Origin of the sequence: Chlorobaculum parvum NCIB 8327 (assembly GCF_000020505.1) — a bacterium.
GTDB lineage: Bacteria > Bacteroidota > Chlorobiia > Chlorobiales > Chlorobiaceae > Chlorobaculum > Chlorobaculum parvum_A.
The window spans coordinates 1,292,014-1,314,854 of the sequence record NC_011027.1 but is presented as its reverse complement, the minus strand read 5'-3'; the positions used below and the strand labels follow the sequence as shown (position 1 = coordinate 1,314,854).

The 22,841-nt window shown below is 57.7% G+C and carries 22 protein-coding genes and 1 riboswitch; of the genes, 17 read left to right on the top strand and 5 right to left on the bottom strand.

Going from position 1 to position 22,841, the window contains the following annotated elements; translation table 11 throughout:
- The first annotated feature begins 26 nt into the window (after positions 1–26).
- The 8 genes from CPAR_RS06080 (at position 27) to CPAR_RS06045 (ending at position 8,599) form a co-directional block, all read left to right on the top strand.
- Positions 27–818 (top strand): ATP-binding protein, encoded by a 792-nt coding sequence (locus tag CPAR_RS06080; RefSeq protein WP_232203874.1) that lies wholly within the window; start codon positions 27–29, stop codon positions 816–818.
- A gap of 359 nt (positions 819–1,177) precedes the next feature.
- Positions 1,178–2,407, top strand: a complete 1,230-nt coding sequence (locus tag CPAR_RS06075; protein ID WP_012502437.1) for an ABC transporter substrate-binding protein — start codon at positions 1,178–1,180, stop codon at positions 2,405–2,407.
- Positions 2,408–2,538: 131 nt separating this feature from the next.
- Complete coding sequence (locus CPAR_RS06070; RefSeq protein ID WP_012502436.1) at positions 2,539–3,330, top strand: ABC transporter permease; 792 nt, start codon at positions 2,539–2,541, stop codon at positions 3,328–3,330.
- A 79-nt stretch (positions 3,331–3,409) separates the two neighbouring features.
- Entirely contained in the window at positions 3,410–4,150 is a 741-nt protein-coding gene (locus tag CPAR_RS06065; protein WP_012502435.1) for an ABC transporter ATP-binding protein, read from the top strand.
- 35 nt (positions 4,151–4,185) lie between these two features.
- Complete coding sequence (locus CPAR_RS06060) at positions 4,186–4,995, top strand: ABC transporter ATP-binding protein (protein ID WP_012502434.1); 810 nt, start codon at positions 4,186–4,188, stop codon at positions 4,993–4,995.
- 38 nt (positions 4,996–5,033) lie between these two features.
- A complete protein-coding gene (locus CPAR_RS06055) occupies positions 5,034–5,804 on the top strand; it encodes a c-type cytochrome (RefSeq protein WP_012502433.1) in 771 nt (256 codons plus the stop codon).
- A 20-nt stretch (positions 5,805–5,824) separates the two neighbouring features.
- Positions 5,825–7,942: an anaerobic carbon-monoxide dehydrogenase catalytic subunit gene (locus CPAR_RS06050; RefSeq protein ID WP_012502432.1), complete on the top strand. Its 2,118-nt coding sequence runs from the start codon at positions 5,825–5,827 to the stop codon at positions 7,940–7,942.
- 12 nt (positions 7,943–7,954) lie between these two features.
- Positions 7,955–8,599 carry a class I SAM-dependent methyltransferase gene (locus tag CPAR_RS06045; RefSeq protein WP_012502431.1) on the top strand — a complete coding sequence of 215 codons (645 nt, stop codon included), beginning with the start codon at positions 7,955–7,957 and terminating at the stop codon, positions 8,597–8,599.
- 35 nt (positions 8,600–8,634) lie between these two features.
- Here CPAR_RS06045 and CPAR_RS06040 read toward each other — a convergent pair whose 3' ends face one another.
- The 5 genes from CPAR_RS06040 to CPAR_RS06025 all read right to left on the bottom strand — a co-directional run bounded on the left by CPAR_RS06040 (position 8,635) and on the right by CPAR_RS06025 (position 12,295).
- On the bottom strand, positions 8,635–9,963 hold the full coding sequence (locus CPAR_RS06040; protein WP_012502430.1) for a cobyrinate a,c-diamide synthase: 1,329 nt from the start codon (positions 9,961–9,963) through the stop codon (positions 8,635–8,637).
- A complete protein-coding gene (locus CPAR_RS06035) occupies positions 9,953–10,849 on the bottom strand; it encodes a cobalamin-binding protein (protein ID WP_012502429.1) in 897 nt (298 codons plus the stop codon). Before CPAR_RS06035 ends, CPAR_RS06040 begins: the two co-directional genes overlap by 11 nt.
- Positions 10,827–11,237 (bottom strand): NUDIX hydrolase, encoded by a 411-nt coding sequence (locus tag CPAR_RS06030; RefSeq protein WP_012502428.1) that lies wholly within the window; start codon positions 11,235–11,237, stop codon positions 10,827–10,829. Before CPAR_RS06030 ends, CPAR_RS06035 begins: the two co-directional genes overlap by 23 nt.
- Before the next feature lie 309 nt (positions 11,238–11,546).
- Positions 11,547–11,738, bottom strand: a complete 192-nt coding sequence (locus tag CPAR_RS11005) for a hypothetical protein (protein ID WP_012502427.1) — start codon at positions 11,736–11,738, stop codon at positions 11,547–11,549.
- A 2-nt stretch (positions 11,739–11,740) separates the two neighbouring features.
- On the bottom strand, positions 11,741–12,295 hold the full coding sequence (locus CPAR_RS06025; RefSeq protein ID WP_012502426.1) for a hypothetical protein: 555 nt from the start codon (positions 12,293–12,295) through the stop codon (positions 11,741–11,743).
- A 424-nt stretch (positions 12,296–12,719) separates the two neighbouring features.
- Here CPAR_RS06025 and CPAR_RS06020 point away from each other — a divergent pair, with 424 nt between their 5' ends.
- The 9 genes from CPAR_RS06020 to CPAR_RS05980 all read left to right on the top strand — a co-directional run bounded on the left by CPAR_RS06020 (position 12,720) and on the right by CPAR_RS05980 (position 22,839).
- The gene (locus CPAR_RS06020) at positions 12,720–13,199 is read left to right on the top strand and encodes an SRPBCC family protein (RefSeq protein WP_012502425.1); all 480 of its coding nucleotides are present in this window, start codon (positions 12,720–12,722) and stop codon (positions 13,197–13,199) included.
- 18 nt (positions 13,200–13,217) lie between these two features.
- Positions 13,218–14,891, top strand: coding sequence for a Na/Pi cotransporter family protein (locus CPAR_RS06015; RefSeq protein WP_012502424.1), 1,674 nt, complete (start codon positions 13,218–13,220; stop codon positions 14,889–14,891).
- A 51-nt stretch (positions 14,892–14,942) separates the two neighbouring features.
- Positions 14,943–15,176: riboswitch (cobalamin riboswitch) on the top strand.
- Positions 15,177–15,392: 216 nt separating this feature from the next.
- Positions 15,393–17,270 carry a TonB-dependent receptor plug domain-containing protein gene (locus tag CPAR_RS06010; protein WP_012502423.1) on the top strand — a complete coding sequence of 626 codons (1,878 nt, stop codon included), beginning with the start codon at positions 15,393–15,395 and terminating at the stop codon, positions 17,268–17,270.
- Positions 17,271–17,288: 18 nt separating this feature from the next.
- Positions 17,289–18,089, top strand: a complete 801-nt coding sequence (locus CPAR_RS06005; protein ID WP_012502422.1) for an ABC transporter substrate-binding protein — start codon at positions 17,289–17,291, stop codon at positions 18,087–18,089.
- Positions 18,086–18,724 (top strand): 5,6-dimethylbenzimidazole synthase, encoded by a 639-nt coding sequence (gene bluB / locus CPAR_RS06000; protein ID WP_012502421.1) that lies wholly within the window; start codon positions 18,086–18,088, stop codon positions 18,722–18,724. Before CPAR_RS06005 ends, bluB begins: the two co-directional genes overlap by 4 nt.
- The gene (locus tag CPAR_RS05995; RefSeq protein WP_012502420.1) at positions 18,718–20,244 is read left to right on the top strand and encodes a cobyric acid synthase; all 1,527 of its coding nucleotides are present in this window, start codon (positions 18,718–18,720) and stop codon (positions 20,242–20,244) included. The genes bluB and CPAR_RS05995 overlap by 7 nt, the downstream gene beginning before the upstream one ends.
- A complete protein-coding gene (gene cobD / locus CPAR_RS05990; protein ID WP_012502419.1) occupies positions 20,241–21,350 on the top strand; it encodes a threonine-phosphate decarboxylase CobD in 1,110 nt (369 codons plus the stop codon). The genes CPAR_RS05995 and cobD overlap by 4 nt, the downstream gene beginning before the upstream one ends.
- Positions 21,347–22,318 carry an adenosylcobinamide-phosphate synthase CbiB gene (gene cbiB, locus CPAR_RS05985; protein WP_012502418.1) on the top strand — a complete coding sequence of 324 codons (972 nt, stop codon included), beginning with the start codon at positions 21,347–21,349 and terminating at the stop codon, positions 22,316–22,318. Before cobD ends, cbiB begins: the two co-directional genes overlap by 4 nt.
- On the top strand, positions 22,315–22,839 hold the full coding sequence (locus tag CPAR_RS05980) for a cob(I)yrinic acid a,c-diamide adenosyltransferase (protein ID WP_012502417.1): 525 nt from the start codon (positions 22,315–22,317) through the stop codon (positions 22,837–22,839). The genes cbiB and CPAR_RS05980 overlap by 4 nt, the downstream gene beginning before the upstream one ends.
- Positions 22,840–22,841 lie beyond the last annotated feature (2 nt).

Sequence of the window (22,841 nt, the reverse complement as noted above, 5' to 3'; positions counted from 1 at the left end):
GGAAGCGAAATTCAATGGAGGTGCAAGTGAAAATAGCAATTAGTGGTAAAGGCGGCGTCGGAAAAACGACGATCAGTTCAATGATTGTGAGGGAGCTTGCATCAAGGGGGCGAAAGGTTCTCGCGATTGATGCCGACCCCAATGCAGGGCTGGCTGATGCGCTCGGTTACGATAGCGAACGGATGGGAGCTATCGTGCCGCTGGTGGAACGCAAGGCGCTGATCGAGGAGCGCACCGGAGCGAAGCCGGGGGAGTCTGGCGGCTATTTCGTTCTGAATCCAAAGGTTGATGATTTCGTTTCCCGCTATTCGGTCGATGTGAACGGTGTGCCGACCATCGTCATGGGTGCCCTGAAGGAGGCGCTGTCGGGCTGTTACTGTTCCGAAAACGCGCTGCTCCGGTCGTTTTTGCGGCACCTCATGGTCGAGCGCGACGAATGGGTCGTGCTCGACATGGAGGCGGGTTTTGAGCACATGACGCGCGGTACCGCGCAGTCGGTCGATCTGTTGCTGGTGGTCGTCGAGCCGGGCGAACGCTCGATCAGCACAGCGCGGAAGCTGATCGAACTTGCTGAACACACCGGCATTCCGGAGACGCGCCTGGTGCTCAACAAGCTTCACGGCGAGGAGCAGGCTCTCGCTGTCGCCGGAAAGCTCGGCGCGGAGCGGGTCATCGAGCGGATGCCGTTCGACATGGAGGCGGTCAGCGCGGATCTTTCCGGGGCGATGCCGTATGAGGCCTGTCCGGAGCTGGTCGCAAAAATCAGGAGCCTTGTTGACCGCCTCGAATCCCTGACAGAAAGAGAAAAAATTTTCTGACAGGATGGTCTCAGTTTTGGAATATTGTAAACAATTGTTAATATCATAATGAGATGTCGATATAGAAATGTAATTAAGTGCCGATACAGTAGTAAGCCATTCTCTTCCCTTCGAGTACTGACTTCAGCGTTCACTGACATCACGAACGCGCTTATTGCAAGCAGCATATCAGGTTTTCGTTCACTTCCAGCAATCGGAAGTCTTTTTTTAGTGGTCGATATTAACAATTGTTATCATTTTGTTTTCTGCTTTTCAGCAGGGGGGGATGTGCGGCAGCATGCGCGCGCTACCTGACTATACGCTGAGTTCGGAAAAGAGTCGTTTCAAATTATCCATTCAACAAGCAAAAGGAGGCTCTCATGAGTCAAGGAAACAATGGCTTTTCACGCAGGGATTTTATCAAGCAGTCGGCCATCGGTCTCGGCGCGGTTCTTGGCGGCAGTTCATTGCTGGCAGCGTGCAGCCCTAAATCCGAAGGTGGTTCCGCTGCGGTGAAGGGCGGCAAGAAGGTCACGAGCTGTTACCTGCCGATTACCGACGCCACGCCGATCATCCTTGCTCATGAGCTTGGCTTCTACAAGGAGCTGGGTATCGACTCCGAACGGCCGGTGCTGATCCGCGGCTGGGCGCCGATGGCCGAGGCCTTTATGGCCGGACGCTTCAACCTGACCCATCTCTTGGCTCCCATTCCGATCTACATGCGCTACAGCAAGAACTTCCCGGTCAAGGTGGTTGCCTGGGATCACATCAACGGCTCGGCCATAACCGTCGGCAAAGAGAGCGGCATCAAGTCGTATGCCGATCTCGGCGGCAAGCAGATCGCCATTCCTTACTGGTATTCGATGCACAACATCATTTTGCAGATGATCGCCCGCGAATATGGTATCGAACCGGTGATCCAGAGCAAGACCGCGCCGCTGAGCAGCAAGCAGGTCAACCTGTTCGTCATGGCTCCGCCGGACATGCCGACGGCTATCGCCTCGAACGCCATCGATGGGTACATCGTCGCCGAGCCGTTTAACGCCGCTGGTGAAGTGCTGGCGGGTGGTCGTATCGTGCGCTTCACGGGCGACGTGTGGAAAAACCACCCCTGTTGTGTAGCGGTCATGAACGAGAAGGATATTGCCGATCAGGAGTGGTCGCACAAGGTGATTCAGGCGCTGGTCAAGGCGGAGCTTTGGGCGCTTAACAACCCCGAACAGGCTGCGCATATCCTCTCCAAAGATGGGTCGAAGTACCTCCCACTTCCTGAAAAGATCGTAAAACGAGCGATGATGAAGTACGATCTGGAAACCTACGGCCCCTCCGGCACGGGCGCGATCAAGCATCCGGAGTGGAATGCTCGCCGTCTTTCTTACGAGCCTTACCAGTTCGAGTCGGCTACCAGGCATATGGTCGAAATGATGAAACAGACCAGAATGGATGGCGACACCAGCTTCCTTCAGAAACTCGATCCCGGCCGTGTTCACAGTGAACTTATGTACACGGCGGGCGTCGAGGCGGCGGCCTCAGCCCTCGGTGGCCTGACGCAGTTCGCTGCAATCGACCCCAAACAACCTACCGTCCGGGAAGAGATAATCAGCATCTGACCGCGTCAGGGATCGTTCACTTCCTCCGGTCCATTTTAACCCCGGCATCGTTCTGGCACGTCTCGCCCGTGCCGGTTGTGGGCGCGCGCGTGTCAGGAATATTTTGGTAACCAGCTATCGGAATCTGTTTTATGGCAAATCAGAATGGCAGCAATGCCACAGGAGTTCAGGGGAAACTGCTGGACAGGGTATTTTATCTAACCGGTATTTTGCTCTTCCTCGCCGTCTGGCAGCTCGCCAGCATGTTCAAACTTTTCGGCGCTGATTTCAGCGACTCATTCTCGCCTGTTGCGGCATTTTCGGCGCTGTTCGAGATGATAAAAAGCGGAGAGCTGATACACCACGCCATTCCAAGTATTCGCAGGGTGTTGACCAGCCTTTTACTGGCCATTATCGTTGCGCTCCCTATCGGTGTTCTGGTTGGCTACTTCAAAAGAGTCGAGCAGCTCACTTACGTGGTGTTCCAGTTCATGCGCATGATTTCGCCGCTTGCGTGGATGCCCATCGCTATCATCATCTTTGGTGTGGGCGATGTTTCCGTGACCTTTCTGCTCTGGCTGGTCGCTATCTGGCCGCTGATCCTGAATACTTCGCACGGCGCGGGACGGGTCAGCCCGCTTTGGGTGAACATGTCCCGAACGATGGGCGCAAAGGACACTGGCATTCTGCGCAAGGTGATTATCCCCGCTGCCGTACCGGACATGCTCACCGGCCTCAGGCTCGCCGTAGGGGTGAGCTGGATCATCCTCGTTCCGGCGGAGATGCTGGGCGTGCCGGACGGTCTCGGCTACTTCATTCTCGACACCCGCGACCGCTTCCGCTACGACCAGCTCATGGCCACCATCATGGTAATCGGCGCGATCGGCTATCTGCTCGACTCGGCCAACCGGTGGTTGATTAAAAAATTCGCATGGAAACTTTGAAGGGAGAACCGATGAAGCAAGAACAGATTCTCATCAGCGTTGAGCATGTTTCGAAACGCTTCGAACGGGAGCGGGGGTGATGCAGGTGCTTCATGACTGTACCTTCGAGGTGATGAAAAATGAATTCCTCGTCATCGTCGGTCCGACCGGTTGCGGCAAGTCCACCCTGCTGAACCTGATTGCGGGGCTCGATTTCCCCAGTACCGGCTCCATCCTTCTCGAAGGCGAGCAGGTCACAGGGCCGGGTGCGGATCGGGGGATGATTTTTCAGGAGTATGCGCTGCTTCCGTGGCGCACCGTGCTGAAAAACGTGGAACTCGGTTTCGAGTTCCAGAACCGCGAGATGGACGCAGGGCAGCGCAAGGCCGAGGCGATGCGCTACCTCGACATGGTCGGCCTCGGCTACGCCGCCAACAAGCACCCTGTCGAGCTTTCCGGCGGCATGAAGCGCCGCGCGTCGCTGGCGATGATTTTGGCCATCCGCCCGAAAATCCTGCTCATGGATGGCGCTTTCAATGCGCTCGACTCGAAGACGAAGATGACCATGCATCAGGAGATTACCAACATCTGGGCGACTGAAAAGAATACGGTGGTGTTCGTCACCTCCGATCTTGACGAAGCGGTCAAGCTCTCCGACCGCATCATCGTGCTCGGCAAACATGGGGAAATCGACGCGGTGCTGCGCAACGAGCTGCCAAGGCCGAGGCTTGGCAGCGCGGCCCGCGATCCCGGGTTCCACCACCGCTTCGTGGCGTTCCGCGAGACGGTGATGAATGTCATCAAAAAGGATGTCGGGATGCGAACCTGCCGCGTGGCCTGAACGGCTTCGCCGGTCAAAGATAAAATCTGAAAAACATGAACGAGACGATCACAACCGGAAAACTTCTGCTTGAGCTGAAAGATGTCTGCAAGACCTTCGTGAAGGATGGCGCTGAATTCAGGGTGCTCGAGGGGGTGAATCTCAAGATCGACGAAGGGGAGTTCGTCTGCATCCTCGGCCCGACCGGATGCGGCAAATCGGTCACCCTGCAAATCGTTGCCGGTCTCCTGGAGCAGTCCTCGGGCCGCGTGATTCTCGACGGCAAGGAGGAGCATGGACCCGGTCCGCACAAGGGGATGGTGTTTCAGGAGTACGCGCTCCTGCCGTGGCGGAACGTGGTAGAAAATGTGGAGATCGGCCTTGAACTCAAGGGGGTCTCGAAAAAGGAGCGGCGAAAAATCGCGCTGGAGTACCTCGACATCGTCGGCTTGAAGGGATCTGCAGAGAACATGGTGCATGAAATTTCCGGCGGTATGCGCCAGCGGGCGGCGATTGCGCGCGCTTTGGCGAACCACCCGAAAATCCTGCTCATGGACGAACCGTTCGAGGCGCTCGACGCCCTCACCAAGGAGGAGATGCAGATCCAGATTCTGAAAGCGTGGGAAAAAACTAGGACGACCATCTTTTTCGTGACCCACGACGTCGATGAGGCGATCTTCCTTTCCGACAAAATCTGCGTGATGGACATCAATCCCGGCAGGGTGAAAAAGATCATCGAGAACCATTTGCCCCGGCCACGGCACGAAAAGGTGTGTCGCACGGATGCGGAGTTCAGTGATCTGCGCGACCAGATCATTCAGCTCTATTCGTCTCTGAAGGATGATGAACTTGATCTTGTCTTTTAGGGCTGCCTTTTAACATAAACGGATAACCCTATCGCATCATGGCACACAAGAAATATAGAGGGGCTGTTACCTGCCTCCTTCTGGCTACGGGATTGCTCGGCGCATGCAAGGGCGAGCCGCTAGGCGAAAAGCGGGGAAAAGTAGCGGATAATATGCCGGCGGCCGGGGTGGCGGAGTTGGAGCACGCAACCGGCAATGACCCGACGACCAACGAACGTGCGGTCAACGGCCTTCGGCTCTACCTCGGCTACTGCTTCATCTGCCACGGTCAGAGCGGGCGCGGCGACGGCCCTTACGCCTGGACGCTTTCGGTGAAGCCAGCCGATCTGGCGGATCGCGACTCCTTTGCCGGGAAAACCGACAGGGAGATTCACGACGTCATCAGCCGGGGCGGCGTGTCGCACGGAAAGTCGATTCACATGCGTCCGCTCGGCATGCAGCTCAGTTACGCCCAGATCGAGGATATCGTGGCCTATATCCGGGTACTTAACCGAGGGGTGCCGGTCGAGCTGGAGAAAAAAAGCGGCTACACCGCTTCGGACATTTACGGTATGTCGTGCATCATGTGCCACGGCAAGAAAGGTGATGGCAACGGAGAGATCGCGCGAAAGCTCGGCATTACTATCAGGCCGCTCGGCGGCAGCGAGGTGCAGGCGATGAGCGACGAAGAACTCAGAAAAATTATTTCAGAAGGCATCGCCGATCCGGCGCGGTCCAACGCTTACTACATGCCGCCGTGGCGTGAGAGCCTCACCGGCGAGCAGATCGACGAGCTGGTGCGCTATGTCCGGTCGCTGAAAAAGCCCTGAACCAACAATGGAGTACGATCATGTCAGACGAGAAAAAATATCAGTACAACGACGAGCTGACCAGTTCGCGGCAGGCTCCGGTGTATCGTCCGGGGATGTCGCTGAATGAGCGTATAAAGCTCGTGCACAAGCTCAATTACAGCAAGGAAGAGGTGATCGCCCACACGGCCAACAAGGCGGTGGCGGAGATGGTCGGGCACATGGAGAAAGAGGGGATAGGCAACACCTTCGACCGCTTCATGCAGCAGCATCCGCAGTGCGGTTTCGGCCTCACCGGCGCGTGTTGCGCCTTCTGCTCGTACGGCCCGTGCCGGGTGAACGAAAAGCATCCCCACTCGATCTGTGGGAAGGATGTCGATCTGATCGTCGCGGGCAACGCGCTGCGGCGGCTCGCCTCGGGCATGTCGGCGCACGGCGCGCACGCCCGCGAGGTGTTCATCGCCCTAAAGGCGGCAGGCGATGGATCGGCGCCGATTCCGATCAAGTGCCCCGAAAAGGCGTGGGCGGTCGCCAAAGCGCTCGGTCTCGACGCCGAGGGCAAAAGCGTCGAGCAGATCTGCGTCGAGATCGCCGACCGCTTCATCGACGACTTGCAGCGCGCCTTGCCGAAGCATCACGACACGCTCTTTGCGCTCGCCCCGAAAGAGCGCTCGGAGCTTTGGGAGCAGCTCGGCATCATCCCGATCAGCGCCTATCACGAGTGTTTCGAGTCCAACAACCTCACCAGTCACGGCACAGACTCCGACTTCGAGAGCCACATGCAGGCGTTCCTGCGCACGGTGCTCGCCTACGCCTACACCACCGTGGTCTCGACGTCGCTCGCCACTGATATCGTGTACGGCCTGCCTCGGCGCTCGAAGCTCAACGTCAATCTCGGCAGCATCCGCAAGGACAACTGCATCAACATCGGCATCAACGGCCACGCGCCGATGGTGGCCTTCGCCATCTGCGACATCGTCGGCACGCCGAAGATCATGGAGAAGGTGAAGGCGGTCGGCGCGGAGGACATCCGCCTCTACGGCATGTGCTGCACCGGCGGGGAGTTCGTCGAGCGCGACCTCGGCATTCCGCTCGTCGCAATGGCCTCCTCCGCCGAAATGGCCGTCGCCACGGGCGCGTTCGAGGCGATCGTGGTCGATCAGCAGGATGTGCTGCCCGGCATGATGCCTGTCGCCCGTCGCTTCCACACCAAGGTGATCACCACCTCGCCATCGGGCCGCAAGGAGGGGGCGATTGTGCTCGAACTCGACTACTATCTCAAAAATCTCGACAGGATTTACGAGCTTGCCGAAGAGATTCTCGACATTGCCATCGAAAACTATGTCAACCGCGACAGCGAAAAAATCCATATTCCCGACATCAAGGCAAAGGTGGAGTTGGGCTTCAGCGTCGAGGAGATCGCCCGGCTGTTCGAGGGATCGATGCCCGAAAAGAAGATTCACGGCCTCGCCCGGTTGCTGGAGGAGGGCAAGATTCGCGGCATCGTGAACTTCGGTTCCTGCGGCAACATTCGCGGCGCGGTGTTCGAGCGCAACCAGGTCATCATCGCCCGCCAGCTTATCAAGAACGACGTGCTCGTGACCGCCCACGGCTGCTCCGGTATGGGGCTGCTGTTCGCCGGTCTGGCGCACCCGGACGCCTCGAAGCTGTGCGGCCCCGGACTTCGCGAGGTGGTCGAAACCTTGCAGATTCCGCCTGTGCTGCACGTCGGCGCGTGCACTGACAGCACGCGAGCCAGCCAGGTCATGGCCTACACGGCCAACGCGGCGGGCCAGCCAAATCCGGCGATGCCCTTTGCGATGGTGGCTGCCGACCCCGCCGCCGAAAAGACGATGGGCGCGCGCTACGCCTTCATCCTCAACGGCATCGAAACCTACTCCTGCGTGCAGGACAATACCCTCGCATCCGACCGCTTTATCGATTACGTGAGCAACCGGCTGCGCACGATGGTCGGCGCGGCGATGAACTGGAATCCCGATCCCTACCAGACCTCCGAAGACATTCTGCGGATGCTCAATCGCAAGCGCGAAGCCCTCGGCTGGCCGGTCAGCGACTACGTCATCGGTACGAAGGAAGAGATCGAGGAGACGATTCCTGACACGGTCGAGATCGGCAAATCGTGCTGCATGAATGGTTGACGGGGGAACGACATGTCCAGACATTGTTCAACCGAAGCGGAAGAGCTGCGCCAGCACTGGGATGCAAAATATCACGCCGCGCCATTCGAGCGCCTGAGCTGGTATCAGAGCGTCCCGCAGGAGTCGCTGCGCCTGATTGAGGCGACGGGTATCGCCCGAGATGCGCCGGTTATCGACGCGGGCGGCGGCGCGTCGCTGCTTGCGGAAACGCTGGTGAATCTCGGCTATGCCGACATCACGATTGTGGATTGTTCCCAAAAAGCGCTCGATGAAGCTCGAAACCGGATAAGCTCGTCAGCTTCTCGCGTCGCCTGGATTTGTGCCGACATCCGCACGTTCCGCTCGCCAAAAAAATTCAGCCTGTGGCATGACCGGGCGGTGTTTCACTTCATGACAGGCGAGGATGACCGCCGCCGCTATCTGGCGAGCCTCGACGCCTGCCTCGACGAGGACGGCGTGGCGATCATCGGCACCTTCGCCACGAACGGCCCGGAACGGTGCAGCGGTCTCACGGTGCAACGCTACGATGCCGCACTGGTTTCGAGCGTTTTCGCGCCGCGCTTCAAACTTGTCTCATCAAGCGACGTTCAACATCTTACTCCTTCCGGCTCGACGCAGGAGTTCGCCTGGTTCACATTCCGGCGAACGAACCGCTGAGGTCAGCTGTCATGCTGATTCGTTTATAACTGTATTCAGAAAAACCAGTTAGCGAGATGGTCGCGTTCGCCCCAGTAGAGGTGCAGGTAGGAGGCGATGGTGTTGCCGACGCGGAAGAGGCTGGTTGGAACCTCTTGGTCGCGGGCGTTGCGGATTTCGGCGATGGTGTCGATTTCGCCTTGCCGCGAGATGCGGGAGTAGTGGAATTCGTGGCCTCGCAGCTCCACACCGTTCGCATCCGCCGGATACACCTTGCGGTAGCCGAGCGTGAGGCGGGCCTCCTGCATGGTGGTGTCGAGGTCGAGCACGCCGCACATCGGGTGGGTCGCCCCGTCGGCGAGGGTGAGCGTCTGGCCGAGGTACATCAGACCACCGCATTCGGCGTAGGTCGCGCCTCCGTTGCGGCACCATTCAGCGATAGCATTGCGCATTTCGGCGTTCGCGGCAAGCGCTCGCGCGTGCAGCTCCGGGTAGCCTCCGGCGAGGTAAACCAGGTCGGCTTCGGGTAGCTCGTGGTCGTGCAGCGGGCTGAAGAAGCGCACCTCGCCGTACTGCTTGAGCGCCTCGATGTTGGCGTGGTAGATGAAGTTGAACGCTTCGTCCCGCGCCACGGCGATCATCTTGCCCGACTTTTTCGCCACCGGACGGATCGGTTCGACTTCCGGCAGTTCGATCCGCGCCACTTCGAGCAACCGCTCGATGTTGACCGTTTTTTCGATGTGGTCGGCCATCGCATCGATGAGCTTTTCGCGGTCGTACTCCGCCGAGGTGTTGAGGCCGAGGTGTCGCTCGTCGATGGTGATGGCGCTGTTGCGCGGCAGGTAGCCGAGCGGTTCGACGCCAACGTCCTTCGCGGCGGCTTCGAGGTAGCTGTAGTGCGACGCGCTGCCGACGCGGTTGAAGATCACGCCCGCCACGTTGACCGACGGGTCGAAGTTCTTGAATCCGTACAGGATCGGCGCTGCCGAGTAGGCCATCTTCGAACCATCGATCACCATGATGACCGGTAGGCCAAGCAAGGTGGCGATCTCGGCGCTGCTGCCGTTCGAGCGCTCGGCTCCGTCAAACAGCCCCATCACCCCCTCGACCATCGAGATGTCTGCCGATGCCGCGTGGCTGGCGAAGAGCGAACGCACGTGCTCTTTCGAGGCCATGAAGGTATCGAGATTGAGGCCCGGTTTCGAGGCTTCTCCGGTCGAAGCGGCCATCGCGTGCAGCATCGTGTCGAGGTAGTCCGGCCCGCACTTGAAGGGCTGCACCTCCATGCCGCGCCGCGCGAAAAGCCGCAACAGACCGAGGGTGATAGTCGTCTTGCCGGAGCCGCTCGACGGGGCGGCGATGAGAAAGCCACGATTACTCTTCATTGCTCTCGATCAGCTTTTTCATTCCGGCGATGCCTTCGAGGATGCGCGGGCCGGGGCGCAGGTAGAGGCGGTTGTCGAACTTGTCGTAAACCCGGTCGTTGCGCACGGCGCTGATGCCCTGCCAGCCGGGACGCTGCTTCAAAGCGGCAGCGGCAGGCGCTTCGTTGGCCATGTACATGCAGGCGATCACGTCCGGATTCTGCTTGATGACCCATTCCGGTGAGACCTGGAAGTACTCCTTCTCGACCTCGTCACCGATGTTCTGGCCGCCCGCGTAACCGATCAGCCGCGACACGAAGCTGTCGCGACCGCCTGTCCAGAGCGGATCGTTCCAGATTTCAAGGTAGATGCGGGTTTTGTGCTGCTTCGCATCGGCCTCCTTGCGATACTTCGCCAGTCCTTGCTCGATCACCGTCGCGAGGCTGTCTGCCTGCCGGACGTGGCCGGTGAGCGCGCCGAGCTTGCGGAGTGCGGTGGGCAGCTCCTCGGGATCCTGGCAGCGGATGTGCTCGCGACGGATGTGCATCTCGGCCATTTTTTTCGCCGTCTGGTCATCGTCAAGATCGACGTCGAGCACGAGGTCGGGATTCATCGATGCGAGCACCTCCAGTGACGGGCGTCCGAACGAACCGACCACCGCCACCTTTTCGGCTTCGGCGGGCCAGTCGCAGGCGCTGGTTCTGCCTACGAGCTGTGGCCCCGCGCCGATGGCGTAGAGCATCTCGGTGAGGCTCGGCGCGAGGCTGACGATGCGTTGCGGAACTTCCGCCACCGCTTTCTCTGCATTGTCGGAGCTCTGCGGTTTCGAGCACCCCGCCAGCGTTTGCAGACAGAGCGCGAGGAGAATGAAAAGGGGAGTTAGATTACGGCGTGAGCAAGCGGGCATACTGTTGCAGGACAAGGTTATGGGTGAAAGCAAGTTGCATCGAGAGCGCTTCGTCGAGTGGGAACCACGCCATTTCGGATACTTCTTCGGGCTGCTCTTGCAACGCGCCCGATCCGGTTCCGGCAAAAACGAGCGCCACGGCGTGGAAGTTGTACTCCGGAAAAATCTCCTCGAACCAGCCGACGAACGTTTCTGGCGCAAAGTCGAGGTTCGTCTCCTCCTTCACTTCCCGAACTACGGCCTGTTCGACAGGTTCGTAATCGTCGATATGCCCGCCGGGTAGGCACCAATGATCCTTGAACGGATTGACGTTACGCCTGGTGAGCAGGATAGTCGAGCGCTCGCTTTCCGATGGGTGAATGATGGCTCCGACGGTAGCTTTCGGCATGAGCAGGGGAGTTGATGATCTGGTGGATTCACGAACTGGTGGATTCACGAAAAATCACCTGCAAGATAGTGCAGAGGTGTTTTCAGGGCAAGTGGTTTTCGTGGGGAGAGGGGAGAGGACGGGGTGTTGGTGTAAATCAACTTTATCGTGCTTGGCACGCACGGCAGAAACGGCTTCGATAACATGTTTTTTAGCGGCGAAAAAAAACGTCTTAGTGGTTGTACGCTGATCAGAAACCATGAGTATATTTACCCCGTCTCACTTTTCAGCAAACCCAAGCCTATTCAGGACTGTATTTAGTGGAAGGGCTTATTCTTCTGAATCTGTTTTGTTTGAATTTTCACCACCAGAGGCGTCACCGTCCCCTGTCGTAAATGTCGGAATTTTATCCGGTTTTTTACTTGTATTGCTTGTAATATCATGTTCAAAAATAGCATCTTTAAAATGCTCTTCTCTATTTTTTCCCTCTGATTCGAGATTTTTTTTCTTGTCGTAGCTCATTATTAATCCTCCTCAATTGTTCGAATATATATGATTTGCTCGCCAGATGGTGAATAGTACCACGCCTTATCTGGAGTAAGTTTCCCACCCTTCATAACCATTCTCGCATCCTCTATCAATGCCTCATGAGTTTTGTGATTGAACTCTCGCAAAACTCCAACAATTTCCGTTCCATTAGAAAACTTTACCAAATGCCATTTACCTATAAACTTATCTATTGCTTTTACCGGAAATATACTTGAATGAGTTGAAAGTCGGTAATCACTAGAATGGAGAATTTTTGAGATCCAATCTCTATTGATAACTTCAGACCACGTAAGTGCAGATATTATCGTAAGTGTGAATATACTTAAAATAGGCTTCCATCCAGTACTTGTAACTTGAATATTTAGAATTTTTGCCATTGAGTAAATGACAAGTGAAGCAATTAATGCATCAACAATGTAGTGATGAGCTTCATATTTTGTGAGTGAACACCTTAGATTTACCACTTTGAGAAATAAAAAACCTGGAAGAAGCAGTATTAAAACCTCTATTGTTTCTTTTGATACATCCATGATTCATCTTCTTTTTTGCGTTTAATCGGTAGAGAAGCATGCAAAGTCTATGCAAAGATTAATTATAGGGGTGCCTCATAAATCCTAAAATTTTGATTTTGCAGTATTGCACGCTAGAATTCTCAGCCTATCTAAACACATTTATTACTCGTTTAGTCGGCGTATCGTATCGACGCAATCCTGCATCGCATGTTTGCACTGAAAATTTCAACAATCATCGCACACGTAAATTATAAGCAAAATTCTGCACATCACCGCACAAAACTCCCGTCTGCCGCGCATAAGCATTTGCGGCAACACCCGATCATCGATAACACCAAAAATCGACCGGAAATGCGCTAATGGGATACTTTTACCGCCCTACGTCGTTACAAAAAAAGAGCCGGTCGATACCGCTGAACGAAACTGAGATGTAACGAACTGAATGAGTACGCATACAAAAACTTGGGTACAGCGGTTGCCTGTGCCGATAGATGAGGCGTGGGACTTTTTCTCACAACCGGGTAATCTTGCCCGAATCACTCCGCCCGAAATGATGCTGAAGGCCGAGGGCGGCAATGCGGGAATGGCAATCTATGAAGGCATGAAGCTGAACTTCGTGCTCTATCCCTTCATGATGATTCCCGTGCGGTGGACGACAGAGATTATGACAGTCTCGAAGCCCGATTTCTTTGCGGATCGGCAGCTTGCGGGGCCGTACGAGCACTGGTATCACCGCCACCTTTTTCGCCAAATCGAGGGCGGGACGGAGATGACCGACATCGTGGAGTATGCGCTGCCGCTCGATCTTTTCGGCGAGGTGGTCGAGGCGCTGATTGTGGGGCGGCGGCTCGACGAGGTGTTCGAGTTCCGGCGGCGCAAGGTGGCGGAGATTTTGGGGGCCATGCCTCCTGAAAAGGAGTAACATCAGACAACCGAAGTGATGGAGTCACAATCCGTACTCTCCAATTTTCTCCTGTTCGCGGGAGGACTGGCGGTTTTCCTATTGGGCATGAAGTCGCTCAATGCGGGGCTTCGGAAAGCGTCGAGTGGCAAGATTGCGGGGTGGCTCTCCTCGATTACCGGGAACTCGCTTTCTGCGCTGCTTTCGGGCGCGGTGGCGACGATTGCCGTGCAGTCGAGCAGCATGGTAATGCTGACGCTGATCGGGCTTGTGCAGTCGCAGATTCTCACCTTTACGCAGTCGCTCGGCGTGGTGCTTGGCGCGGAGATCGGCACCACGACGATGGCGCAGCTCATCGCTTTTTCGCCGGGTGAACTCGGATTGCCGATGTTCGCTGTCGGTTTTTTCCTCTCGCTTGTCAGGCGGAAACGTGGCGTTGCCCTGTTCGGTGAGGTGCTTGCCGGGCTCGGTTTGCTCTTCTTCGGCCTCAAGCTGATGGGCATGGCGGTCGCGCCGCTTCGCACCAGCGAAGAGTTCCTCTCGATTCTGACCACGCTCGAAAATCCCATCCTCTGCGTGCTGGCCGGAGCGATCATGACCGCTATTATCCAGAGCAGCGGGGCGTTCATCGCGATCGTCATCACCATGGCCCAGCAGGGGACGATCACCCTTGAAATCGCCGTGCCGCTGATGTTCGGGGCCAATGTCGGCACCTGCATCACGGCGGCTATCGGCAGCGCCGGAAGCATGCGCGCAGCACGGCGGGTGTTCCTTGCGCAGCTCATTTTCAACCTGGCTTACGTCGTTGTTTTCGTCATTTTCCTGTCGCCCTATCTCGACCTGATCCGCTCGATTTCGCCGTCCGATGCTGCCGGAGGGCTGCCACGTCAGATCGCTAATGCCCATACCGTTTCCAACGTCTTCATGGCGATCGTGTTTCTGCCATTTCTGCCGCTGTACGGGCGTTTTCTCACCAAAATTTTGCCAGACGACCCGGAGGAGATCGGGCGCATTCCGGCCGTGTGGCATCTGAAAGACTCCGCGCTCGCCACGCCGGAGGTGGCTGTCGGGCTGGCCCGTCAGGAGATTGCGCGCATGAACAAGATTCTCGGGCGCATGTCGCGAGCGCTGCCCGAACCGTTCCTCGGCACCGGGAATGGTCGGGACATCATCTACAAGCATCTTCCGGTTTCTGAAGGCCTTTTGATGCGCGAGGAGAAACTCGATTTTCTGGAGAAGAAGGTGACCGCCTACCTGATCCACATCATGCAGGAGGCAGTCGATGAACCGCTTCTTCGGCAGGCGGCGGCTTTGATGGCGCTGGCCAAAGATCTCGAATCGGCTGGGGATGTGGTCGAGACCCTGCTTGAAGAGTTTCCGTCGGGAGGCAATGGCAGCCAGCTGACCGAGGAGGGCAAGGCGGAGATCGAGCGGCTGCACGAGCAGGTGTGCCGCGAGATTGCGGCCATGAATTTGGCGATTGCGGAGATGAGCTTCCAGCGAGCCGCGGCGGTGCTCAAAGAGGGCAAAGCGTTCCAGCGCATGTTCCTCGAACTCGGCTTTACGCACATGAAGCGCATCAAGAGTCGCCCCGAGTCGGGAAAAACGCACGACCTGCACATGGAGTTGCTTCGTGCGCTGGATGTGTTGCATCACCAGACGATGTCGATGGCCCGCACCATCATCCGGATGGCTGACGGCAATGCGTCCTGAACTGCTTGCAAATGAGGCGGAAAATTGTAAATTGCCTCCGCAAAGATAACGTTCTTTTACATGATAGCTGGTGCCGGTTTTAAAGCCGGAGAATAGGGAAGTACGTGAGATTCGTACACTGTACCCGCAACTGTACAACGGCAAGCTGCCGCTGACGAACATGGCCACATGTCCGGATGCTGCAGTCGGTGCGCGTCACTGCCAGGCTCCTCCAGGGAGCGGGTGGGAAGGCCGTACTGCTTGAGCCGCCAAAGTCAGGAGACCTGCCAGTTAGCTCTTTGCTCAGTAACAAGACTACGGGTTATAGTCAGGCAAAGCACTTCCGGTTTATCCGAAAACCAACAGCATCGTTTTCAGAATCCATGCTGCTCTTGCGGTACTTTCCGCTGAGCGCGGCTTTCGTCAGTCCGTTCGATCCATGCTGTGTTTCGGCGCCGGTTCAGTCCTTTTCCTCTATCCCTGTCTGTTGATGATTCAGTTAATTCAACACAGGACAACACCATGAACAAACGTTCGCTCGCCATTCTGATGGCGGCCATGCTCTGCAACTCCGGTCTTCGGGCTGAAGTGGCTTCAAACAACTATGTCGGTCAGGAGGTCGTCGTCTCGGCTACCAAAACGCTCAATTCTGTTGCCGATGCCGGCGGCAGTTCGGTGACGGTGATCACCTCCAAAGAGATCGAAGAGTCGGGTCAGACCAGCGTCGAAGAGGTCATCAAGGGCCAGCCGGGAATCGATATCGCATCCAATGGCGGTCCCGGTTCGACCACCAGCATTTTTCTCCGGGGCGCCGATGCCAAGTACACGCTTGTGCTGATCGACGGGGTGCCGATCAACGACCCTTCGGACGGCACGATGGCCGCAGATATCTCGAAAATCACCACCGACAATATCGAGCGCATTGAGATCGTTCGAGGCCCGGCAAGCATGCTGTATGGTTCAGGCGCTTCGGCCGGTGTCATCAACATCATCACGAAAAAAGGTAGCGCAAAGCCGTCGGTGTATGCCGGTGCTGAGGGCGGTTCCTACTCGACCTGGAAAGCGTACGTTGGCGCAAACGGCAGCACTGATCTGATCGATTACTCGATCAGCGCTTCGCGGACGAAAACGGACGGTTTTTCAACAACCGATGAGCGTAACAAATGCATCAATCCCGATGACAACAGCTTCGAGAAGGATGGATATGAGAACTCTACGCTGTCCGGCAATTTTGGCCTGAAACTCAACAAGCATGTGACGCTTGAGACCTCCCTCAGGTATACCGATGCGGAGTATGAGTACGATGGTCCCGGCACGGATGTCATCGGAAACAAGCAGGAATCCGCGTTGTTCAGTGGCCGGGTTGCGCTGAAAATGAATTATCAGCCGCTCTTGAGCACCCTTTACTACAATGTCAGCGACCAGAACAGGAGATATTTCACTATTGACGGGCTGAGCAGCACCTACGACGGTTATCTCTACGAGATCGGCTGGCAGGGCGACTACGCTCTTGCCGACAACAATACGGTCAGCGTGGGAATCAATTCCCGTGAAGAGAGCATGCAGAACGAGAGCTTCGGTATGTACGCTTCCAGCCTCGACAAGAGCATGGGCACGACCGGCATTTTCGTCGAGGATCAGTGGCGTATCGGCGGTTTGCGCCTGGTGCAGGGCATTCGCTACGAGGACAATCAGAAGTTCGGCAGCAAAACGACCTGGCGTGTCGCGCCTTCCTATACCTTTGGGAGCACCACTCTAAAATGCAGCTACGCCACCGGTTTCAGGGCGCCTTCACTCTACGAGCTTTACTCGCCCTACGGCAATGAAACACTCAGCGCCGAAACCAGCGAAGGGTGGGATGCCGGGTTCGAGCGGAAGCTTGCCGATAACCTCACGATTGGCAGTACCTGGTTCAGAACAGATTATGACGACCGCATTGCCTTTGACATGTCCACCTGGAAATACGCCCAGGTCGAAGGCAAGACCAAAACGTACGGTCTGGAGAGCTTTGCCGAGTGGCGTCCGTCAAATGTGCTGTTCTTATCCGTGAACTACACCTATACCTACACGAAAGATCCCGAGGGAGAAAGCCTTAACCGTCGCCCTCGTCACAAAGGCGGGCTTGCGGCAACATGGAAGGCCTCGAAAAAGGCGACCCTGAACACGAATCTCCAGTGGGTCGGATCACGTCTGGACTCTGGCGCCAAGGATGATGATTGCGTCGTGACCAACAAGCTCGAAAGCTATTTCCTTGTCAACGTTTCCGCCTCATACAAAATGACCGACAACGTCGAACTGTACGGCCGTATCGACAACCTCTTCGACGAGTACTACGAGGAAGCCTGGCGCTACGCAACGCCCGGCAGGTCGGCTTACGCTGGTGTGAAGGTGACGCTGTAAATCCGGTCGTCATCAATCATGAAACAATTGATACTTACGATGCTGCTCCTGCTTGTTGCGGGGGCAGCCGGGGCGGGGGAGCGGATCGTCAGTCAGTCGCCGTATATCACCAACACCCTGATGTATCTCGGACTCGGTGACCGGATTGTCGGCGTCAGCCGGTATGACGATCTCGACAGGCCGAAAACCGGTGGTGTCATGGATCCCGACAAAAAAGCAATTGCTGCGCTTCATCCCGATTATCTGTTTGCTTCGGACTGGACGAGCGAGGAGGTGCTCAGGCAAGTGACACCAAAAGGCGCCGAGTGTGTCGTGCTGCATGGTTTCCAGAACATGAATGAGGTTACCGAAAACATCCGCACCATTTGTAAGACGCTCGGCGTCGAGGATGGCGAAGCGAAAGCTGCCGCATTCGACCGGCGGTGGCGCGAGGCTGCAGCTCAGGTCGATGGCCTTGGGCGTCGGGCGCTGATTCTTTCGAGTTGCAAAGGGACGCCTTTTTCTTTCGGCGTAAAGACTTATCTTCATGATCTTTTCGCCACGGCAGGTTTCAATGTCGTCGAGGATTATCCGACGATCCGTCACCTCAGGCCGGGTGCGCCGGTGGCAACCGTTGCCGATCTTGTGCGTCGAACAAAGCCAGAGATCATTTTTGTGCTCAAGGATGATGCCCATTCGTGCCCAGTCGTCATCGGTACCGGGAACTACCAGGTGGTGCAGTTGAACGGGGCCAGTTTCACCTCTGCTTCGCCGAGGCTCCTTTCGGGTATCGAGGAGTTGCAGCGACAATTCGGTGAACAGCATGGGAGGCTGAAATGACCATCAGCACTTCAGAGCGTGATGCGCTCTACAAAGTGATTTACAACCGCCGCGATGTGCGAGGTCAGTATCTGCTCGATCCGGTGCCGGACGAGGTGCTTCGCCGGGTGCTCGATGCGGCGCATCACGCGCCGAGCGTTGGCTTCATGCAGCCGTGGGACTTCGTCGTCGTGCGCGATTTCGAGGTGCGGAAGCAGATCAAGGACGGCTTCGAGCAGGCGCACGCTGAAGCTGCTCGTATGTTCGAGGGTGAACGGCGCGAGCAGTATCGCAGCTTCAAGCTCGAAGGGATTCTCGAAGCGCCGGTCGGCATCTGCGTCACCTGCGACCGCAGCCGCAGTGGCGAGGTGGTGATCGGGCGCACGGCCAATCCGGAGATGGACCTGTACAGCTCGGTCTGCGCGGTGCAGAACCTGTGGCTCGCTGCACGTGCGGAAAATCTCGGCGTCGGCTGGGTGAGCATCATCCACCACGACCATGTGCGCCGGGTACTCGGCATTCCGGAGCACATCGTGCCGGTGGCGTGGCTCTGCATCGGTTACGTGAGCTTTTTCCACGAAACGCCGGAGCTGGAGCAGGCCGGCTGGCTGCCGCGCCTTGCACTCGACGACCTGCTGCATCAGGAGCAATGGTAACTGATTTCGTAACGCCCATGACCAACATCGCCATACTCGGTACCGCCTCGGACGTCGGCAAGAGCATCGTGGCCACCGCGCTGTGCCGCATTTTCAGCAACGCGGGAGTCGATGTGGCGCCCTACAAAGCGCAGAACATGTCGAATAATTCAGGCGTCACGCCGGACGGTTTCGAGATGGGCCGGGCGCAGATCGTGCAGGCGATTGCCGCGCGGGTGACGCCCCATGCGGACATGAACCCGGTGCTGCTCAAGCCTAACACCGACACCGGCGCGCAGGTCGTGCTGCAAGGCAAAGTGTGCGCGGACAAGAGCGCTCGCGAATATTTCGGCGACACGCGGCGCTGGGCCGAGGCGGCGTTCGAGAGCCTCGACCGGCTGGCAGCAGAGCACGAGCTGCTGGTGATCGAGGGGGCGGGGTCGTGTGCCGAGATGAACCTCTACAAGCGCGATTTCGTGAATTTCAAGACCGCTCGGCGCGCCGGGGCGGCGGTGATTCTCGTGGCGGACATCGACCGCGGCGGCGTGTTCGCGCAGGTGGCGGGCACGCTGGCGGTGATTCCGCCGGAGGATCGGGCGCTGGTCAAGGGCGTCATCATCAACCGCTTTCGGGGCGACAAATCGCTCTTCGACGAAGGCGTCCGGATGCTCGAATCGATGACCGGCGTGCCGGTGCTCGGCGTGCTGCCTTGGGTCAAGGCGCTCGCCATCGACGCCGAGGACGCCGTACCATTGTCGTCGGTGGTCGATCCGAAGCGCGAGCCGTCTGGCGACAAGATCGGCATCGCGGCGATCTACTTCCCGCACATCTCCAACTTTACTGACCTCGCACCGCTGGAGCGCGATCCCTCGGTCGAGCTGCACTACCTCCACCGTCCGAAGTCGCTCGATAGCTACAATGCGCTGATCCTGCCCGGCTCGAAGAACGTGCGCGGTGACCTCGCATGGCTCGAAAAAATGGGCTGGCGCGACGAGATCGAGAAATTTCGCAAACGCGGTGGCATCATCGTCGGCCTCTGCGGCGGCTATCAGATGCTCGGGGCCTCCATCGCTGATCCGCACGGCGTCGAGGGCGCTCCGGGCGAAAGCGCGGGGCTTGGGCTGTTGACCGTCAAAACTGTGCTCGAACGCGAGAAGATGCTGAGCAACACCATCGGCACGCTTGCGGGCTCGTCCTGTTTGGTCGGCGGTTACGAAATTCACATGGGTCGGACGGAGGTCGATCCGGGCGCGTCGCCGCTCATCGACGTGACGGAGCGCAATGGCAAGGCCGATGCAGGCTTCGACGGAGCTTTGAGTGCCGACGGGCGGGTGATGGGCACCTATTTTCACGGCTTCTTCGACCGTCCGGAAGTCCGCACCTGGTTTCTGCGAATGCTGGACAGCGGTTACGAATCGCCAGTGGGAGCGTCCGCCGCTGATCCATTCGAGCTGCTTGCCAAGCATTTCTCGGAAAATCTCGATCTTGAGAAGCTGTTTGCTATTGCCGGTCTTTCGGTCAAAGGGGAGAAAGAGTCATGAACCACGATCATCTGCTGGCACATCGCCACGGCGACCGTTCGGGCGACAGGCTTGCGAGTGCCATTTCGCTCGACTTCAGCGTCAATCTCGCGCCTATCGACCCTCCGTTGCAGGAGCTGTTCTCCACCACCATTCCATTTGCATCCTATCCCTCGATGGATGGACATAGTGTGCGCGAGTTCTATGCGGCCCGGTTCGGCCTCGAACGGCAGTGCGTGCTGGCTACGAACGGTGCAATCGAGGGGCTGTACCTGATTCCGAGAGCGCTTGGCCTCAAGCGTGTGCTCGTTCCGCAGCCGAGCTTCTTTGACTACGGGCGCGCTTGCCGTCTTGCCGGAGCAGAGGTTGTGCCGCTGCCGCTGGAGGCCGCCACGGACTTCGCCTTTCCCGACATCGACACCGTAGCCTCGGCGCTCGAAGGGTGCGACGCGCTGATCGCAGGCAGTCCGAACAACCCGACCGGTACGCTGATTCCGAAGGAGCTGATTCTGGCGCTGGCCTGCCGTTTTCCTGACAAACTTTTCATCATCGACGAGGCCTTCATCCAGTTCACGGAAGCGTTTCCGTCAAACTCGCTGATGTCGGAGATCAAGGCGTTCCGGAACATCGCTGTGGTGCATTCGCTCACCAAGTTCTACGCCATCGCCGGGTTGCGCCTCGGCGCGGTGATTGCACATCCCTCGATGATCCGGCGGCTGTTCGGCCACAAGGAGCCGTGGACGATCAACGCTATCGCTGAACGCGCTGCTACGCTGTTGCTCGACTGCGGGGATTTCGAGGAGCGGGTGCGTGCCATCGTTGCCGAAGGGCGCCGCCAGTTCTCCGAAGGGCTTGCCGGTAACCCGGCCATCAAGCTTTACGGCGGCGCGGCCAATTTCCTGTTTGCTTCGGTTGACGAAACGGTCGGTCTCGATTTTCTGCAGGGTTTTCTTGCCGAGCGCGGAATCCTGGTGCGCGATTGCTCCAATTTCGACTCCATCGATCCGACCTTTTTCCGCTTCTGTATCCGGATGCCGATGGAGAATCGACGTCTGATTTCGGCGCTGAACGATTTCGGAAAGGCATCGAAAAGCGCCAAATCTACCGTCCGGGAGGCGGTTCGATGACCTTTCTGCTTTTGCCGCTGGCTTTTCTGCTCGATCTGCTGCTTGGCGATCCGCAGTGGTTTCCTCATCCGGTGAGGCTGGTCGGCAAACTGGCGTCAAGCACGGAAGCGCTGTTTCGTGGCATGACGTTTTTGCCGCTCAGGATGGCCGGAGCGCTGACGGTGGCGATGGTCATCACGAGCACGGTGGTGACCGTACTCGCTGTGGAGGTGCTCGCTTTTGTGCTGCACCCGATTGTGGGCATTGCGGTGTCGGTGCTGCTGCTCTATTTCGCGATCGCTCCACGCGATCTCTACGACCATGCAGCGGCAGTTCGGAATGCGCTCCGTGCGGGTGATCTGGAGTTGGCTCGCCGGAAGGTGGCGATGATGGTCGGGCGCGATACTTCGACGCTCGACGAAGAAGGGGTTGCGCGTGCGACGGTGGAGAGCGTGGCCGAGAACACCTCGGACGGTGTGAGTGCGCCGCTTTTCTATGGCCTGCTGTTCGGCCCGGCAGGGGCCTGGCTGTACAAGGCATCGAACACGCTCGACTCGATGTTCGGTTACCGCAACGAGCGCTACCGTGAGTTCGGCTGGGCGTCGGCGCGATTTGATGATTTTATGAACTACCTGCCGTCGCGCCTGACGGTTTTGGCTGTTGCTGCTGCGGCTTTTATTTTAAGGCTCGATCCGCAGGGCGCATTCCGCGCGGTGAAGGCGGGGGCGCGGCTGCACGAAAGCCCGAATGCGGGCTATCCCGAAGCGGCCTTTGCCGGGGCGCTCGGCGTCACGCTCGGCGGTGAGCGGAGCTACGGCGGCGTTACCAAAGCCGTGCCAACGCTCGGTCTTCGCAACGGGGCGATGGACGCCGACACGATCACCCGCGCCATGCGACTCATGTACGCGGCATCGGCGCTTTTTCTTGCCGCCGGTTCGGGGATGCTGTTTGTTTTTTACCTCATCTTATTTTCAAACATACACTTATGACACAGAAACGGGTTCTTCTTTTTACGGGTGATGGCAAGGGCAAGAGTACGGCCGCATTCGGCATGCTCTCTCGCGCGATCGGCCACGGCATGAAAGCACGGGTTATCCAGTTCGTCAAGGCGCAGGAAGGGGTCGGCGAGGTGCTGTTTTTCACCCGCTTCGAGGAGGTCGAGTGGGATCATTACGGAAAGGGATTTCTGCCGACCGATCCCGAAAGCCCGATGATGCAGAAGCATCTCGAAGCGGCGGAGTTCGGCTTCGAAGAGGCCATCGACGCGCTGGCTTCGGACGAGTATGACTTTGTGCTGCTCGACGAAGTGTGCTATGCGGCCTCGAAAGGAATCATTCCGCTCGAACCTCTCATCAAGGCGATTGTCGATGCTGATGACAAGATCATCGTGCTCACCGGTCGTAACGCGCCGCAGGCGCTGATCGACGTTGCCGACACCGTGACCGAGATGAAGATGGTCAAGCACGGCTACGAGCAGGGATTGCTCTCGCAGGCTGGCGTGGAGGAGTGAGC

Bases quoted from the DNA above. Each gene is read 5' to 3' on its own strand.
- CPAR_RS06075 (WP_012502437.1), top strand. From the start codon at position 1,178: ATGAGTCAAGGAAACAATGGCTTTTCACGCAGGGATTTTATCAAGCAG.
- CPAR_RS06070 (WP_012502436.1), top strand. From the start codon at position 2,539: ATGGCAAATCAGAATGGCAGCAATGCCACAGGAGTTCAGGGGAAACTG.
- CPAR_RS06065 (WP_012502435.1), top strand. From the start codon at position 3,410: ATGCAGGTGCTTCATGACTGTACCTTCGAGGTGATGAAAAATGAATTC.
- CPAR_RS06060 (WP_012502434.1), top strand. From the start codon at position 4,186: ATGAACGAGACGATCACAACCGGAAAACTTCTGCTTGAGCTGAAAGAT.
- CPAR_RS06055 (WP_012502433.1), top strand. From the start codon at position 5,034: ATGGCACACAAGAAATATAGAGGGGCTGTTACCTGCCTCCTTCTGGCT.
- CPAR_RS06050 (WP_012502432.1), top strand. From the start codon at position 5,825: ATGTCAGACGAGAAAAAATATCAGTACAACGACGAGCTGACCAGTTCG.
- CPAR_RS06045 (WP_012502431.1), top strand. From the start codon at position 7,955: ATGTCCAGACATTGTTCAACCGAAGCGGAAGAGCTGCGCCAGCACTGG.
- CPAR_RS06040 (WP_012502430.1), bottom strand. From the start codon at position 9,963: ATGAAGAGTAATCGTGGCTTTCTCATCGCCGCCCCGTCGAGCGGCTCC.
- CPAR_RS06035 (WP_012502429.1), bottom strand. From the start codon at position 10,849: ATGCCCGCTTGCTCACGCCGTAATCTAACTCCCCTTTTCATTCTCCTC.
- CPAR_RS06030 (WP_012502428.1), bottom strand. From the start codon at position 11,237: ATGCCGAAAGCTACCGTCGGAGCCATCATTCACCCATCGGAAAGCGAG.
- CPAR_RS11005 (WP_012502427.1), bottom strand. From the start codon at position 11,738: ATGAGCTACGACAAGAAAAAAAATCTCGAATCAGAGGGAAAAAATAGA.
- CPAR_RS06025 (WP_012502426.1), bottom strand. From the start codon at position 12,295: ATGGATGTATCAAAAGAAACAATAGAGGTTTTAATACTGCTTCTTCCA.
- CPAR_RS06020 (WP_012502425.1), top strand. From the start codon at position 12,720: ATGAGTACGCATACAAAAACTTGGGTACAGCGGTTGCCTGTGCCGATA.
- CPAR_RS06015 (WP_012502424.1), top strand. From the start codon at position 13,218: ATGGAGTCACAATCCGTACTCTCCAATTTTCTCCTGTTCGCGGGAGGA.
- CPAR_RS06010 (WP_012502423.1), top strand. From the start codon at position 15,393: ATGAACAAACGTTCGCTCGCCATTCTGATGGCGGCCATGCTCTGCAAC.
- CPAR_RS06005 (WP_012502422.1), top strand. From the start codon at position 17,289: ATGAAACAATTGATACTTACGATGCTGCTCCTGCTTGTTGCGGGGGCA.
- bluB (WP_012502421.1), top strand. From the start codon at position 18,086: ATGACCATCAGCACTTCAGAGCGTGATGCGCTCTACAAAGTGATTTAC.
- CPAR_RS05995 (WP_012502420.1), top strand. From the start codon at position 18,718: ATGGTAACTGATTTCGTAACGCCCATGACCAACATCGCCATACTCGGT.
- cobD (WP_012502419.1), top strand. From the start codon at position 20,241: ATGAACCACGATCATCTGCTGGCACATCGCCACGGCGACCGTTCGGGC.
- cbiB (WP_012502418.1), top strand. From the start codon at position 21,347: ATGACCTTTCTGCTTTTGCCGCTGGCTTTTCTGCTCGATCTGCTGCTT.
- CPAR_RS05980 (WP_012502417.1), top strand. From the start codon at position 22,315: ATGACACAGAAACGGGTTCTTCTTTTTACGGGTGATGGCAAGGGCAAG.